Consider the following 17,215-nt stretch of genomic DNA (forward strand, 5'->3'; position numbering starts at 1 on the left):
GGTCTGCGGATTATACATGCTCATAGGGACTGGATATTGATCCTCTGCGACAAGACGACCAGATCATATCCATTGATGCAACTACGTTATCCTCGCGTGTGCATTCTTCAGGTCCTTGAGGGGTGTGGAGGGAGGTGCGGCAGGGGAACTCCGGGGAGGCCTTGGCGGTCGGCAAAATTTTGTGCAAATCGTAAATTCTTTTTACAGAAGGAGGATAAATAGACGTTAATTTCTCAATCGGGCAGTTAATTGAAGTCTGATTTAGTCCAGGTTTTACATCGCGATATGCGAGGTTTTATATGAAAATGTAAAAACTTCCAAAGAGTACCGATCTTCTAATGGTGCTATCAGCCCTTGCCTAACCGCAGTTAATCATAATCTGTGATATATATGGCATTTTAGGCAGAACTCAGGCGTAATATTGGTATGATTTATATACGTTGAGCATAACAACGTCAAATGCCGTGATATATATCGGCAGAGTGGGGTGCGGGGCAGTGAGAGCTTTGCACTTGGGGTAATTGATTTTTCAGTCGCCCTGCGGGTGTGTACTGAAAACGGAGGCATTTAAATGAAAGAAAGAATTGGGCGAGTGGGAGCGAGAGGAACTGGCAATAAACCGCCGAAATTCGCAGTAAGAGCCAGATTTGCTCTTGTCATGATTGCGCTGGTCATCCTTTGCGTTTCTGCTGTGGCGCAGGAGATGATTGCTGAAGATTGGTATAAAAAAGGCCAAGAGCTAGAGAGAAAAGGATCTTATGAAGAGGCCGTTAAAGCATATGATAAAGCCATCGAACTGAATCCAAAGGATATAATGGTTTGGCTCTCGAAAGGCATTATTTTAAGCGGCTTGGAACAGCATAATGAATCCATAGAAGCTTATGAGACCGCCATTGAAATCGATCCCAAGAGCATTCAGGCTTGGGGTACAATGGCAGATGAGTTATATCACTTAGGCAGATACAACGAATCTCTCAATGCATACAATAGAGTTCTTCAAATGGATCCCCATATGGCTAGAGCTTGGGTAGAGAAGGGCGATATTCTGAATAAAACAGGTAGGCACGAGGAGGCTATCAAGGCCTTCAATAAAGCTCTGGAGATCTATGATAACACTATCCAGGAAAACCCCGAGGACATCATAGCTTGGCAGGGAAAAGGCATTACTCTCGAAAAGATGGGCAGATACGAAGAGGCGATAAAATCTTATGATAAGGTTATTGAGATGTCTTCACCTGATTACGCTCTCGGCGCTTGGACTGCTAAGGGCGATATATTCAAGGCCATAGGCAAGTACGAGGAATCAATTAAGGCCTACAATAAGGTCATAGAAATAGCTCCAAAAGAAGCTTCTTATGCATGGGAAGGCAAAGGCCTTGCACTGGAGGCTTTAGGTCGAAATTCTGAAGCAAATGCAGCCTTCTCGGAGGCAAAGATGCTTATGCATCGGTAGTGAATCAATTATGGGTTGAAATTTAGATCTGCCGCTGAAGTTCGCTTAACTGGATACCGATCTTCTCATGATGTCTTCCTCGGAACATATTTATGAGATCGTTAACAACAGGCACATTCTGAAAACCATACCCTATTTCTGGATCACTAACTATGCATCAGAGCTAATTTTTTTATTTTTCTGATGTTAGTGATGAACGATTGCTGAAATTATTAGCAGAGATAGTCAAAAAATGATGAAAGGAGGATTTCCCTCCTTTCGATTTAGATACATCCTTCCTGGCGGACGCTAGGCCAGGAAGGTAAGGTGCACGGCACACCATAGGAGTATGCGTGCGTTCTAGCATACCAACAGGCTTCACCTGTTGTGCTAAATCCATTTCCATAGCCTTCGCAACTGCCTTCGGCTAGGCGACACCAGCAATTTGCCATTCCTTTTTCACCTCCGTTTATTTATTCACCTGTCGTAGTATGGCGCCATCTTGGTGACAATGAATGGAAACTCCTCAGTCACGTCCACTCTAACGAAATATTTCTCCATGATACCAGTCTCTCTGTTAGTGAAAGAGAATACCACTGATATTATCTTGCGACTATCGCTTAATCTGGAGGGAATGGCTTCTGCCGAAGTTAGTGAAAAGCTATTTTCAAGCTTTTCTGCAGCCGTAGAATATATGGCGAGATAGCGTACAGCTAGGTAGTTGAGTGCCCGATGTTTTTCTGTGGATCCAGTGTTATCTGCTATCTGCATCATCCTTCGGAACAGTTCTAACGCAGCAGCTTTGAATTTCTCATCGGCGACCAGTTCTGGATGGATAGACTTCATGAAGTTGTTGTATTCAAGGGAATAGAGATGATCAACAAGTACCATGGGCACTTCTTGCCCGCACATCTCTGGAGGAGCTACCGGGCCTTTACGACCTACTACCACCTGTCTATCCAGGGAGCATGCAGATGGTCGGATGGCATCCAATAAGATATCGAGATCTTCAGGGCCTGTGGGTAGCAGAATGTAAATCGGCACTCCTTCCTTGGTGAGAATCCAGGAAAGCTTTCGTGCTAGATACCTGTTTTCGGGCTGCGACAGAACAGAGTAGAAGGCCTGCTGATGCTCAAAATTAGCAGACTTCGATCTTTCGAGGATCTGAACGTACTCTTTTTCTATCGATCGATTAGGGAAACGAGCTTCAATCTGTCCCAGAACATAGACATATGGGAGGGATTTCAAACCGCAAGTTCCCTTATTTTCGCTCTTTTCATTTCCACTGGTCTTTGAGCCCTCTGGAGAGGATTTCGCCGAACAGGCTGAGCATTTCTTTTGTGGCTGTGCTGATGACGATTCTTGGACTGATTGATCCATATATTTCATCTCCCTATTGTGATTCTTGCAGCCAAGAGGAGACTGCTATTCACGATTTTTGCTCCATTCGGTTTAGTCGGGGTTTTACCCCGCCAAACACTAAGTAGACTTGATAGATTAAATATTTGCCGATTTTGTTCACAAATAATAAACTATTTTGCTCATATTTGATGAATAATTTGTTCACATTTAGTGAACGATCTCCGAAAAACCGCTATCCGAAAGCTTTAATCGTAGGTTATCATCTGTAGTTCATTGCCTGTATCCCGAAGAGCTGCGCATACTCTCCCTTCAAAGCCATCAGCTCCTCATGAGTCCCCTTCTCAGAGATGTGCCCATCATTCAGAAGACACTGGCTGGACAGAGGCGGCGCTCTCAATGAAATCGATCGCAGAGAAGGGGCCAATGCTTTCTTCGCCAAAGCTTTCGGCAGAGTTATGCTGTAAGCTTATTAAATTTCTTATTGAGATAAATGATGATACATAATATCGAAAGGTTCATATATTGTCATAACTCTATGAAAAATAGAGCCAGGGAAAGCGGCGTTTAACAATTTGGTGGGATGTAATGATTGAGAAGACAGAGCTGGCACACATTCTAATTTTAGAGGAACCAAACGCTGTTGTCAAGGGAAAGACGGAATCCAACGTCTGCGGCATTTTTATTGGGCGCATATCAAGGGGATGAGCACAATGGCTTTATCGCCTGCTGAGGAGCAATACTCCGAAATATGCATAAATCCCATTGCTCTTCAAAAGAGACTGATTCAGGAGCTTCTTAATCTTAGAGAAGAGAGACAGCAGTTACTGGCAAAGCTAAGAGACCTGAGCAGCACTCCGGAACCCGATCGGGATCTTGTTGCTTCTGTTAACGGCGCACTAGATCTTAAGGGGGATATTTCCAAGCAAGCCGGTGTGCCGTTTGAGGTCTCTGCGAAGATGCTCGAAATGGACCTGACCATTCAGATCCTGGAGCAAAGAATTAGCGCCATGGAGGAGAAGAAGAGGACTTCTCATGGCAGAGCGACGGCACACAGGATCAAGAGGCTTGAGGAGCTTTTAAAGGATTACGGGGGATCGCAGGCCTTCAAGCAGCTTCAGAGCGATCTGGGGCTTAGCCCCTCCCAGTTCACGCGTCTGGTGAAGTGCCTTGATAAGCGATGCTTTGAGATCCAGAGATGTCCAGGCGCGCAGAGAGGGGAGAAAATGCTGATACTCAAGTGATGGGGTAAAGGCTTTCTAACACCTATTGAGTTTTGACGTGAAATGTGAATATTTAAGGAGAAAGAAGGCTTAATAATCACTTATATTACCTTTAATGCTTTATTAATATTTGGATTCGGATGAGATTTTACTTAAGATTTATATTTCATATTTGAACTGCAAAATCGATAATAATCTACTGGATTTTGGCTCTAAAATTGCTTTTATTTAAATAGATCGCTTTTACTTTTTATGCAAAAACTAAAATTTATATAGGAGTGCGACAATTGGATAGTTTGGCGGGGTCAAATCCCCGACTAAAAAGAACGGAGTATGGAAGAAATGGAAGTATTTGAAGGAGAAACAGTAGCTGGAACAGGAGAAAATGCCCCAGCACCCTGCTGTCTCTCATGTGGTTGCAGTGGTAGCCTTGGATACAACCAGATGAACGCTCAATGGAATGCTGGTAACTGGTAGGCACCCTGGAGCAATATAAGGAGGACGGTATCTGTAACGATCGTTACAGATATTCCTTCCTTATATTTAACCAAATTAACGAAGTTGTGGTTCGCTATTGTACAAGTGCGAATGAATACGGATCCCCTGAAATGGGCTTCAAACATCGAAGTTATGAGATGGATGGTGAAGAAACATGTTGGAATTTGAGACTATGGCAAAAAATATGTATGCATGGGACGATGAAAAAGGCCTGTTTATTCCATTCTCATCAACTATGAGGGCCGTAAAAAGCGAGATTTCAAAACTTAACTCTGTATCAAAAGAAATGGTCATTGAACGACTAAAAGATGATTTTAATTGTGATGATATTTCTTTTTGTTACAATTGGTTAAAAAAATGGGAGAAAATTCATGTTCCCGACTATAAATCTCAAATCCCAAAGGAAATTGACAAATCAGAAATAAAAAGTTATTTATTTGCGCATTGTCTCTCACAACTTTCATTATGCACTACTGAAGATTGCAATTTTAGATGTAGATATTGTTCCTTTTCCGACTTTTATGAATATAACCGCGGCTATTCCGATAAATATATGGATTTTGATACTGCAAAGAAAGCAATAGACTATTTTATCTCACTATTAAATGAGGGAAAGAAATATAATCCTATAAGAAAACCCGCATTGGGGTTTTACGGAGGCGAACCCTTATTAAATTTTGGATTGATAAAAAAATGTATAGAATATATAGAAAGTATCTATAATGACTATGAAATTATATACACTATTACAACAAATGGAAGTATGCTAGATAAAAAAAGAGCAAATTGGCTTATGGAGCATGATTTTATTATATTTGTTAGTTTAGATGGACCGGAAGACGAGCATGACAGGCTTAGAATTTATGAAAATGGAAAAGGATCATTCAGAGATGTCATTAAGAATGTGACTCGAATTATTAGGAAAGGATATAAAGAAATCTATTGTATGCCAGTTTTTGATTGGAAAAGCGATCTTTTTAAGCGCGAAGAATTCTTCAATAGAAATGACATCCCTTCTGTAGCGCGTATAGCTTTAGTTAATAATATTGAGGGGTGTAGGTACTATGAGCAGTTTACGGAGAAAGATTATTCTGCCTTTTTAGGGCAGTTAGAAAGAGCTAGATCCTGCTATTATAAGGACCTTAACCTTCAAAGAGGGAAAGAAAAACTCTCATTTTTCGATAAATTAGTCGGTTTGGATCCTGGAGAGGATCTTTTTAAAAGTGTATCAATCTATATCCAGCCATTAATAATGCCATTTACTGGCGCATGTATACCAGGAAGAAAGCTATTTGTAGATGTATATGGTAATTATCATGCGTGCGAGAGGGTAAATAGCTCATTTCCTATTGGAAATGTGAATGATGGATTAAATTTTGAAAAAATTAGCAAATTAATTGTGGGTTATCTTAGAAGCATGGATAAATGCCCAAGTTGTAAGGTTAGCCGAAAATGTACCTATTGTTACCAGAATTTCATGACTGATAATGGGTTTTCACCATCTTCAACGGTCTGCGAAAATATCGAATCTATTAAGAAAGCCTCTTTTGCTAGGTCATTTAATATAGCCGAGATATATCCAGAATTTGTTGAAGAAAGTAATTATAAGCATAAAAATATAAAAAAATACTATGGTGATGATCGAAATGTATTTCAGACTTAACCCAGAGTGCTATCTCATAAGGGGGGAGAGATGCGGTGCTATCTTCGATTTAATAGATACCAAAATATACGCTCTAAATCAACAAGAAACAAAGTTAGTGACAGCTTGTGAAAAAAATGACCCAATTAGCGGGGATGAAAAATTACTTAATGAGCTTAAACAGCTTTGTTTAGGAAATTTTTATCCTAATAAAATATATGTACAGAAACTGAGGGTAGGCTCTCGTGAGAATAAATATAATCCGCTCAACCCGATTGAACCACCGGACCTTCATAGAGCCTTCTTAGAGATAAATAATTCATGTAATAGAGATTGTTGGTTCTGCGGTTATCACGGGATTAAAAGAAGCTTAGGCTGCATGGGCTGTAATAAATGGAAAGAGAATGGCAGTGCTTTAAGTATAGAAAAATGGAAAATTGTTATAGACGGGCTAAGGGACCTACGCTGTAGAGACATTTTTATAACAGGAGGAGATTTGACGTTGGCTTGGGATAATACTCTGGAGATTTTAGATTATGCAAGTAGGAAATTCAGCAATATCTATACGATTCTACATCAGCAAAGCATATCCTCCGAGAAATTGGATAATTTGGACAATATGTCTAAAGTGATAGTCCAAACTGATGACTTAAATGGTGCCCAATATGAAAATCTATTAATGCTCTTGGTGGTAGAACCTGGGAGAGGGGGAGATACAAATAGCTTAAAAAGGAAAAATATAATGAAGGACTACATTATCGGAAACAGAAAATTCTTATCAAATAATCGAGTATTAACGTCAAAAAACAAGATTATGCCAGTAAATATGTATAAGTTTTTGGATAATATAGAATACCACCCTTGTCTAGGCCATACATTAGCAATATGTCACAACGGGAATGTTACTCCATGTCCACTAATGAGGCGTCATAAATTTGGCAATGTGAGAAATAGTGAGATTTATACTGTTTTCGAGAAAGAATGGAGAAGCATATATGAATTTTGGGGATTAAATTTAGATAAAATAGATCGATGTACCGGTTGCGAGTTCAGATACGCCTGTACTGACTGTAGGGCCTTGGAAGAAAATCTAACAGGAAAATTAGATGGTAAGCGGCTGTGCAGTTACAATCCAAAAGAAGGAGAGTGGTATTAATGGACCATAGTTATAAGTATTTCTTTATGAAGTTTGTTAGACCGCATGCTCATACTCTAGCGTTCCTCCTCGTCTTGGAGTTTATTGGCATGCTCTTTACTTTCGTCAGTCCGTTGCTGGCAAAATCTCTAATAGATGATGTCTTTATAGGCAGAAGGACCGAGCTATTCGGTTACATCCTTTTGGGGACCGCCGCAACATACATTATTTCGGCGGTTTCGACTTACCTCTCTGGCTATGGCAAAGGAAAATTGGATTTGGTTCTATTCAATGATGTGACCAAAGAGGCCTTCGATGCGGTCCAGTCTGCATATATTAAAAAAACCCAAGAAATGAAGGTAGGAGACCTTCTTAGTCGCATCGTGGCCAATACTAGATCAGCTATAATTATATTTACTCAGATAGTTCCACAGTTTGTTGTTAATGTGGCACGCATAATTACACCTTTTACCATAATGCTTTTCTATGATTGGAAGCTAACTCTTATTGTAACAACTCCAGCATTGTTCTTTCTTCTTCCTATGTTATTTTTTGGAAAAAGATTGGAACAGACGCAAAAGATATCTCTCGAGAAAACCGGCTCAATATATTCATTTCTAAAAGAAAGTCTTACAATGATACCATTGATAAAGGTCTTTGGCCTTGAAAGGTGGTCTCGAGATAAGTTCAATGAACAGATGAAGGATTACTACGATGTATCCATAGATTATACAAAAAATAATTCAATGGGATCCTCTGTGAATTCTCTAATTTACGGAGTACCTATAGCTTTGCTTATCCTTTTCGGTGGTCCGATGGTAATACAAGGTTCTTTGACCATAGGCACGTTTACCCTTTTCATGACCAATGTCGCTCTCGTCTTCGGCCCCATTTCACAGTTTGCTTTCTTATGGTCGTATTATAAGAGCTCTTCGCCCGCCTTCGACAGAGTAAAGAATATATTTGAGCTAGAGCAGGACAAGGGAGGCGATAAAGAATTGGTAGTGAAAGAGGGCTCTGTAACGTTTAATGATGTCTGGTTCTCCTACGACAATAGGCCCATCCTCCAGCGATTTAATGCTACCTTTAAGAAGGGCTTGAATTATGTAGTAGGAGATAACGGGACAGGGAAGTCTACTATCCTCAAATTATTGTGTTCTTTTTATCCTTTAGAGCAAGGAAAAATCACAATTGATGGACAGGATATTTTCGAAGTAAGGAGAGAAGATTTGAGGAAAAACGTCTCCATGATATTTTCCGATCCCTATCTGTTTGATGGCACCATTTATGAGAACATTCACATAGGTAACCTATTGGCGTCTAAAGAAGAGATCATCAAAGCTGCAAAGTTAGTTAGAGTGCACGAGTTTATAACGAGTTTGCCACAGGGGTATGAAACGCAGGTTGGAGAGGGCGGATTGAAGCTATCGAGCGGGGAAAAGCAAAAGATTGCATTGGCAAGGGCAGTTTTGAAGGACTCCCCGATAGTACTTCTGGATGAAGTGACGAAGTCTGTAGACGCAGACTCAAGAAAGTCGATCAATGAAGTCATTAAGAACTTTAAGAATAAAAAAACAATCATCATTATCACACATAATCCGAGCGAAATAGAGCAAGACAGCAATATAATCGATTTAGGACAGGAAAGTAGACGCGAAAACCACGTCCATCATTCCTTCGAAGTACCTTTGTCAAAAGCAATATTTTCATAAATGACGTATTATCTTTATTTGTAGTTGTCAGGAGAGCTTGCCCACATGACTCACCATAAAATTTATATCGTTATGCATCGTATCTCGTCAAACGCCGTAAGCAAAGCGACAAGAGAGTGTCGGGGACAATTGAAATGGCATATTTAGGTAGAGTAATTTTGATAGCTCTCTATCACATGTCGAAGTAGTGATTGTGGTATTGATGAGTGAACGAAATGGATTAGCGGAAGCTGGACAAGCCTATAGCAGGCTATCAATATTAGAATTAATAGCACTGCTTGCGCTCGTTTCAGTATATGCAATGAATCAACCCATAAGAAGATCGTCTAAAGGTCATATCCATCGGCATACTATATCAAGGGAGGTACTTTTATGATGAGTAAAAAATTTTTCTATATTCTATCGTTAATAGGATTAATAATATTACCTTCAGGCGCAATAGAGAGCGGCAATCCTGCTCTCTATTATGCCTATAAAGGGCTGGAGAAGTTTGGAGTCGAAGATGCATGGGGTATGGGCTATACAGGCAAGGGGGTAAATGTAGCGGTAATAGATAGCGGCATAGACTTCGCCACTCCAGACCTCATAGGGACTCAGGCCCATATTTCGAATAAAAGCTCTCTTTACTATGGCTGGCCAATCGTGATCGATCTGGATTCTCTAATACAATATCAGCAAGATTCAAATCACTTGTTTATTCGGAGTCGCTATGCGAATACCTCCTCAACCGATGTGAGAGGCTACCAGACGACGGGAACTAGCAAGAGTGACATCTACCACATTGGCGACCATCCCGATATGCATCTCACCCAGTTTCATGGCCAGCCTGTGAAGGTTCTCCTGGTCGATGAGAAAAGCCCCAATATATACGATACAGTTTATGTCGATCTGAACAATAATCATGATTTCAGAGACGATAAACCATGCAGGAAAGGGGATGAGATATCCTATTGGGATAGAGATAACGATGGCTATCCAGATGAATCGGGAGGCATGATCTACTTCATAGCAGATGGCAAGACGCCTCTGCCCCTATCCAGAATGCTTTACGGTGAAGACACAAAAATACCTAAGAATGGTGAGTTGGTTGCCTTCCATTACGATGATGGCTCTCATGGAACAATGTGCACTGGAATAATAGCTGCTCAGGGAAAAAATATCAAGGGAATAGCTCCGGATGCCAAAATCATACCGATTCAAAATTCGAGAGAGAACGACATGCTTCTTTATTTCCTCGCTTCACTCGGCTATGATGGAGTTCCAAATACGAGAGATGAAGCGGACATTATAAGCAAAAGCGGAGGCTTTTCGTATCTCTTCAACAAAGGTGCTGACGAGGGTTCAACCTTCTTAGAATATCTAATTACTAACATTTCGCCATTTACAACCATGATTTTTGCGAATGGAAACGATGGATCGGGATACGGCACCAGTCAGTCTCCATCGAGTGAGCACGTAATCAACGTTGGTGCAATTTATGATCTGTGGTGGAATAATTCTTCCTATAGCGAGGATGTAGTCTGTTTTTCTTCTCGTGGTCCAAATGCCCTGGGTCAGGTCAAGCCTAATGTGTTGGCTACTGGCTATCTCGCACCTAGAGTCTTACCTTTGTGGGATACTCATAGTGGCAAAGCTGCATGGAACAATAACTGTGGAGGGACTAGCGGCGCAACACCACACGTTGCAGCAGTTATGGCCCTGATATACCAAGCTTACAAAGAGAAATACGGAGAATTCCCCACATCTGAGAAGGCCAGGGATATCCTCATGTCCTCAGCCACAGACATCGATGAAGAGGTCTTCGTCCAGGGTTCAGGGATCGTAAATGCCAGAAAGGCGATTGAAATCGCATCAGGGGATGATGGAGTTCTGATTGAGCCTGCGCTACTTGTTACAAAGCCTGTTGAGGCTGGATCTAACCTGAAGTTCAACTTCACGATCTCAAACTACTCCAGTAAGACGATCGATCTAAAGCCACAGATACTCATAAAGGACAAAATAAAAAACTTGTCATTTGAATCGACAGAGGAAAACGCCTTCTTTCCAATACATAGTGATATGCTTGACTGTGATCTGATAAAGGTCTCCTCTTATTATCCCAGAGATACCAGGAGCACGAAGTTGGATAAATATGAGGGTTTTGATATCTATCTATATAATTGGGAAGATAGGGACATAGATGGAGAGGTACAAGAAAGCGAACTTGAAGCCATCGCTGTAGTCGCTGATGATGTGAGTCTCGGATTTACTTCCGAGGTGAGAATGCATCATCCTGTGGAACGATCGGGTGACGGAATCGTAGCTGGCCTGAAAAGAAGAGGTGAAATCAAGAACGATGAGGTTCATGTGGTGATTGAGACATACAAATGGAAACCTTGGAACATCGGAATAAATATCGATGGTAATAATGTCCACGTTTCAATACCAATGCCTAACACCACCGGAATGTATCAGGGAAAAATACTCTTAGAATACAATGGCGAGCGGCAGTGTATCCCTGTATCTTTCTCAACACACAGAAATGATGATATCCAAATAAACAATACTGCGGATATCTACGAAAATGCAAAGATCTATGGAAGATTCGAAGGAGAAGGCAAAAGGTGCTGGGATTCAAGAATCTATCCAATATATCACCATGGTCACGATCTAGCAACCATTGATGTTACATGGGAAGACCCAAATACAGATATCGATGTTTATCTCTATGGAGGACATGATTTTAACACTTCAAAGATCTGGAAATTTCCTACAACCCCACCCATAGAGCTGCCCGAACTGAGAGTCTTAAAAGAAAACGGGCATAGCATGATGATCAGAGGATTCCACGCTATTGTTCGCGGAGATAAATATATTGGCGGAGGCTATAGCAGGTTTTACACATCCACGGGAGAGAACAAAGAAGTGATATCCGGCATATTGACAGAAGGTCTAAATCTTATCGTTATCGACCAAGTGTTCTCAGGAGGCAAGAAATACGGAGAGAACGTGACAATAAACATCAATGTCACGCCTTTTAAGCCAATAGATCTCAAAGCAAAAGCTGGAGATATAATAAGCTTCCTGCCGCCTGGAATAGATTGCATAATAGGCTTTTCCGGTGCTGAAGAGGTCAAAGGCGAGGAGTTTGGCTTCAGCCCGAAGGCCTTTCAGGCGGAAGAAGGAGATGTGATAATTATACGTTCCAACGATACTGAATACTCGCCACAGATATTCTTTGATTCAAACGAAAATGGAACTATGGATTGGGGTAACGATATGTACTTCAGATTAAATGGCAGTAGTACGATGGACGAGCTAATATTCGCCGAAAAGAGGTATGATGATATAAATCCATTTTATACTGATCTAATACCAATCCATAAAAAAGGAACTTACTTCCTTCTGGTCATGAATCCTTACGGCCGTCTCGAATTATATCATATGAAAAACCGATACGAGAATAATTCTAGCGCATCAATAAAGATCAAAGTGCCCGAACAAGCAGGGGCCTATTTGGGGATAGCAGAAAAGGGTGGAACTCTCATTCCTATTCCTGTTAAACTGACGGTGGAGGCTGGGGAGCCGACGTCTATCTGTTTAGACGCCGTGAACCATACTGATCGGAGCCTGCCCTTCGAAGTTACGCTGAAGGTACAAGACAAATTTGGCAACCTAGTCGAAAATACAACAACTGCCGGGGTAGAGTTTAACGACGCTACGAAGAAGGTTGATCTTGTAAAAGGAATTGGATCGATCAACTTAACAGCGCCTAATAAAGCAGGAAGATATAAGGTTAAAGTGCAGAGCCAATATGGCATAGCGGAAAAAGATATTGAAATCGCTGATAAAGCCCTTAATGGAACGGGTAATACCAGCATCAACAGCCCAGGGAGCGCAGAAGCGATATCTGAAGCTAAAGAAACTATGCCTTCAGATGAAAAGAAGGACTCGATTAAAGAAGTTCAATCGGTATCGGTCCTCTCGGACAGTGGCAATATAAGACTTACCTGGCAGGCTTCGGAGGGAGTTGATCATTATAACGTGTACCGCCTCAAAGATGGTGCCCCTGAAAAGCTTGCTGAAGTGAAGAGTCCCGAATATATTAAGAAAGGAGAACTCTGGAAGAGTTATACCTTCAGAATCTCTGCCGTGAACAGCGAAGGAAATGAGAGTGAACTTAGCGATCCTGTGGGGATCGTGGTTACTCCATGAAATAGGGTGGGTGTTGCCCTTCACACTCCACTAATTTTATGGTTCGATAGAAGTAACAGAGGATAACTATGCGGATACACAATGAGCTATTAAGATCAATCCTTATTCTGTCGTTAATTGGATTAGTAATACTACCTTCAGGCGCGATGGAGAGCGGTAATCCTGCGTTATACAATGCATATAATGGCTTAGACAAACTCGGAGTCGAAGATGCTTGGGATATGGGCTATACAGGCGAGGGTGTGAAGGTAGCTGTAATGGACAGTGGCGTAGATTTTGCCACTCCTGACCTTATCGGGACTCAGGCCCGAGTCACCAATGCCAGCTCACCTTACTATGGATGGCCGTTGGTGATCGATATCGATTCTCTAGCCCATTACATTCAAGGCTCGGAGAACTTCCTTGTCCAAAGCCAATATGCAGATACTACGTCCACCAATGTGAGCGGCTATCAAGTAACCGGGACCAGCAAAAGCGGCATCTATCATATTGGAGCCCATCCTGATAGTCACCTTGCTCAATTTTACGGACAGCCTATTAAGGTCCTATTAGAAGACGAAAGAACTCCTAACACTTATGACACCGTGTACGTGGATCTGAATAATAATCATGATTTTCGAGATGACAAACCCTGTAGAAAGGGCGATGAGATCTCATACTGGGACAGGGAAAATGACGGCTATCCGGATGAGTCTGGCGGCATGATTTATTTCATAGCGGATGGAAAAACGCATCTGCCACTCTCGGAAATACTCTATGGGGAGAAGGCAAAAATACCGAAGAATGGAGAACTGATTGCATTTGAGTATGATGACTCCGGTCATGGAACCATGTGTGCCGGTATAATTGCTGCTCAGGGGAGAAATATCAAAGGCATCGCTCCGGATGCAAAAATAATGCCTGTGCGAAATTCGATAGAAAGTGACATGCTTCTCTACCTACTCACATCAATAGGATCTGACGGTGTCCCAAATACAGGAGACGAGGCCGATGTTGTAAACCGAAGCGGGGGCTTTTCGTACCTATTCAACAAGGGGGCAGACGAAGGCTCGGCCTTCCTGGAGTATCTGACTACTATTATCTCGCCATCTACGACAATTGTAACTGCAAACGGAAACGACGGATCTGGATATGGTACCTGTAGTTCCCCATCAAGTGAACATGTGATCAATGCAGGCGCGATCTACGACCTCTGGTGGAATAATTCATCGTATAGCGGGGATTTAGCTAGCTTCTCCTCTCGCGGTCCTAACGCTCTGGGACAAATAAAGCCGAATGTTTTGGCGGTTGGTTATCTTGCACCCAGAGTTTTACCCTTGTTCGAAACCCACAATGGCAAAACTGCATGGAATGATATGGGTGGTGGAACCAGTAGTGCAACGCCGCATGTCGCCTCAGTTGTCGCTCTGATCTACCAGGCCTACAAAGATGCACACGGGAAATTCCCGACCTCTGAAAAGGCCAGGGATATTCTCATGTCCTCAGCTACAGACATTGACGAAGAGATATTTGCTCAGGGTTCCGGAATAGCAAATGCCAAGAGGGCAGTAGAAATTGCTTCCGGAAAAGATGGTGTTCTGGTTGAACCGGCACTATTGGTAACAAGTCCTGTCGAGGCCGGATCTGATCTAGTGTTTGATTTCAATATCACAAACTATTCCAGTGAGAAGATCGACCTAAGGCCCCAAACGCTGATAAGAGATAAAAGATCGGAGCTAACGCTGAAATCATCGAACAAAGATATCCGTTTTAAATTACCAAAGGACATGCTTGATTGCGATTTGCTGAAGATCTCCTCATATTATCAAAGGGAGGCAAGAAGCACAAAATTGGAGAGATATGAAGGGTACGACCTATATCTCTACAATTGGAGAGATGTCAACGGCGATGGAGAGGCTCAAGATGCTGAACTAGAAGCTATAGTATCACCGCCCAGGGATATGGGCCTGGGATTTACTTCCGAGGCCAGGATCCATAATCCATACGATCGAACAAATGACGGAGCCGTCGCTATATTGAGAATAAGGGATAAGATCGAGAGCGATGAGATAAATGTGATCTTGGAGGGTTTCAACTGGAAAACATGGGAAATAGGAATGAATCTAAATGGGAAGCATTCCCGAATCTCAATACCAACAACCAATACCACTGGTGTGTATCAGGGTAGGATAGTCGTAGAATACGGTAAAGAGAGACAATGCATTCCTGTTTCTTTCTCAACATACAGGCATGACGAGATCAGAATAAATAATACAAATGAGATTTATGAGAACGCCAAGATCTATGGAAGGTTCGAGGCTGAGCCTAGTAAGTTCTGGGACACAAGATTTTATCCGATATATCATGAGGGCCGCGATTTGGCGTCCATCGAAGTAACATGGGAAGATCAGGATACCGATATAGACGTCTATCTTTATGGGCAGAATACCTTCAATGCCTCAGAGATTTGGCCATTTCCTGCAATGGCCCCCATAGACGTGCCTGAACGGAAAGTGCTAAAGGAGAATGGGCGCAGTACTCAGGTCTCTGGAATCAATGTCTTGCCTTATGGAGATCGAGGTGTTGGCGGTAGTTACAACAAATTTTACACATCCACGGGAAAAAACAGAGAAATCATTACTGGCGAGCTTACTGATGGGCTGAACCTGATAGTCTTGCATGAAGTGGTCTCTACAGGAAAAATGTACGGAGAGAATGTAACCATAAACGTCAGCGTAATGCCTTTTCAATCAATTGAACTCAAAGCCAAGGCTGTAGATCGATTGACCATACAACCTACTCATATGGATAGTATAATCGGCTTCTCAACGGGAGACGAGATCAAAGGCGAAGATCTCGGCTTCAATTCAAGGTCATTCTGGGCAGAGGAGGGAGATGTGATTGTGATCAGCTCCAATGACACAGAGTATTTCCCACAGATATTCTTCGACTCAAATCAGAATGGTACGTTGGATTGGGGTCCAGGAGCGTTCTTCAACTCAAGTGATAGTTGCCCTGCCGACGAACTGATATTTGGTAAGAGGAGATATGATGAGATTGATACATCTCATACCGATATCATACCTATACACAAGAGCGGGACTTATCTTCTTCTTATGAACAATCCTTATGGCCGTTTTGAATTTTATCATCTGAAAAATCGATATCAGGCTAAAGCCAATGGCCTAATTGATATCAAGTCACCAGAGCGGTCTGGGTCCTACCTGGGCATTGCCGAAAAAGATGGAAACCTGATACCAGTTCCAGTTACGCTGCTGGTTGAGCCGGGAGAACCTGTATCCATTGGTCTGAATTTCGATAACATCACCGAACGCAGCAAATCATTTCCGGTCGATTTGGAGTTACAGGACCGGTTCGGAAATCCGGTTGAAAAAGCTGCTGAGGCTACAGTAGAATTCGACAACGTATCTCAGAAAGTGAACCTGGTCAACGGATCAGGCTATATCAATTTGACCGCTCCACATAAGTACGGCACATGCCAGATCAAAGCGAAAAGCAGCTATGGCGTGACCGAAAGAGAGATCAAGATCGCTGATCTGGCACCATTGCCGACCGCAGATGCCAATATCAGTTCGGATATGGCAGTGCAGGTAGCACAGATGACGGCAGAGCTGCCAAAGGAGAAGGCTGATCACCCAAAGAAAGTCGAATCAGTATCATCTATCTTGACAAGTGGCAATATAAGTCTCACCTGGCAGGCTTCAGAGGATGCCGACCATTACAATGTGTATCGCCTTAAAGGTGTCTCATCAGAGAAGCTTGCTGAAGTAAAGAGTCCCGAATATACTATGAAAGGAGAACTCTGGAAGAGCTATACTTTCAGGGTCTCTGCCGTGAACAGCGAAGGAAATGAGAGTGAATTAAGCGATCCTGTGGGGATAGTGGTTACTCCATGAAATAGAGTGGGTGTTGCCCTTCACACTCCACTAATTTTATGGTTCGATAGAAAATAACAGAGGATAACTATGCGGATACACAATAAGCTATTAAGATCAATCCTTATTCTGGGTACCGAGCTCG

General features: G+C 42.1%; 9 protein-coding genes. 7 read left to right on the plus strand and 2 right to left on the minus strand.

The window, feature by feature from the left end; genetic code table 11:
- Window positions 1-571: 571 nt before the first annotated feature.
- The gene (locus MCON_RS14830; RefSeq protein ID WP_013720754.1) at window positions 572-1,453 is read left to right on the plus strand and encodes a tetratricopeptide repeat protein; all 882 of its coding nucleotides are present in this window, start codon (window positions 572-574) and stop codon (window positions 1,451-1,453) included.
- A 456-nt stretch (window positions 1,454-1,909) separates the two neighbouring features.
- Here MCON_RS14830 and MCON_RS14835 read toward each other — a convergent pair whose 3' ends face one another.
- On the minus strand, window positions 1,910-2,812 hold the full coding sequence (locus tag MCON_RS14835) for a cyanobactin maturation protease PatG family protein (RefSeq protein ID WP_013720755.1): 903 nt from the start codon (window positions 2,810-2,812) through the stop codon (window positions 1,910-1,912).
- Window positions 2,813-3,053: 241 nt separating this feature from the next.
- Window positions 3,054-3,233, minus strand: coding sequence for a hypothetical protein (locus MCON_RS14840; RefSeq protein WP_048132675.1), 180 nt, complete (start codon window positions 3,231-3,233; stop codon window positions 3,054-3,056).
- Between the two features lie 271 nt (window positions 3,234-3,504).
- Here MCON_RS14840 and MCON_RS14845 point away from each other — a divergent pair, with 271 nt between their 5' ends.
- From MCON_RS14845 to MCON_RS14870, 6 genes are all read left to right on the plus strand, one after another.
- Complete coding sequence (locus MCON_RS14845) at window positions 3,505-4,035, plus strand: hypothetical protein (RefSeq protein WP_013720757.1); 531 nt, start codon at window positions 3,505-3,507, stop codon at window positions 4,033-4,035.
- A 631-nt stretch (window positions 4,036-4,666) separates the two neighbouring features.
- Window positions 4,667-6,175: a radical SAM protein gene (locus tag MCON_RS14850; protein WP_013720758.1), complete on the plus strand. Its 1,509-nt coding sequence runs from the start codon at window positions 4,667-4,669 to the stop codon at window positions 6,173-6,175.
- Window positions 6,144-7,310: a radical SAM/SPASM domain-containing protein gene (locus MCON_RS15430; protein WP_052297599.1), complete on the plus strand. Its 1,167-nt coding sequence runs from the start codon at window positions 6,144-6,146 to the stop codon at window positions 7,308-7,310. Before MCON_RS14850 ends, MCON_RS15430 begins: the two co-directional genes overlap by 32 nt.
- Window positions 7,311-7,336: 26 nt before the next feature.
- Window positions 7,337-9,001 (plus strand): ABC transporter ATP-binding protein, encoded by a 1,665-nt coding sequence (locus MCON_RS14860; protein WP_202795807.1) that lies wholly within the window; start codon window positions 7,337-7,339, stop codon window positions 8,999-9,001.
- 372 nt (window positions 9,002-9,373) lie between these two features.
- Entirely contained in the window at window positions 9,374-13,195 is a 3,822-nt protein-coding gene (locus MCON_RS14865; protein WP_013720761.1) for a S8 family serine peptidase, read from the plus strand.
- A 146-nt stretch (window positions 13,196-13,341) separates the two neighbouring features.
- Window positions 13,342-17,091, plus strand: a complete 3,750-nt coding sequence (locus MCON_RS14870) for a S8 family serine peptidase (protein ID WP_013720762.1) — start codon at window positions 13,342-13,344, stop codon at window positions 17,089-17,091.
- The last annotated feature ends 124 nt before the right edge of the window (window positions 17,092-17,215 follow it).

Source organism: Methanothrix soehngenii GP6 (genome assembly GCF_000204415.1).
Lineage (GTDB): Archaea > Halobacteriota > Methanosarcinia > Methanotrichales > Methanotrichaceae > Methanothrix > Methanothrix soehngenii.

Coding starts and splice junctions, on each gene's coding strand:
- MCON_RS14830 (WP_013720754.1), top strand. CDS start 572: ATGAAAGAAAGAATTGGGCGAGTGGGAGCGAGAGGAACTGGCAATAAA.
- MCON_RS14835 (WP_013720755.1), bottom strand. CDS start 2,812: ATGGATCAATCAGTCCAAGAATCGTCATCAGCACAGCCACAAAAGAAA.
- MCON_RS14845 (WP_013720757.1), top strand. CDS start 3,505: ATGGCTTTATCGCCTGCTGAGGAGCAATACTCCGAAATATGCATAAAT.
- MCON_RS14850 (WP_013720758.1), top strand. CDS start 4,667: ATGTTGGAATTTGAGACTATGGCAAAAAATATGTATGCATGGGACGAT.
- MCON_RS15430 (WP_052297599.1), top strand. CDS start 6,144: ATGGTGATGATCGAAATGTATTTCAGACTTAACCCAGAGTGCTATCTC.
- MCON_RS14860 (WP_202795807.1), top strand. CDS start 7,337: ATGAAGTTTGTTAGACCGCATGCTCATACTCTAGCGTTCCTCCTCGTC.
- MCON_RS14865 (WP_013720761.1), top strand. CDS start 9,374: ATGATGAGTAAAAAATTTTTCTATATTCTATCGTTAATAGGATTAATA.
- MCON_RS14870 (WP_013720762.1), top strand. CDS start 13,342: ATGGAGAGCGGTAATCCTGCGTTATACAATGCATATAATGGCTTAGAC.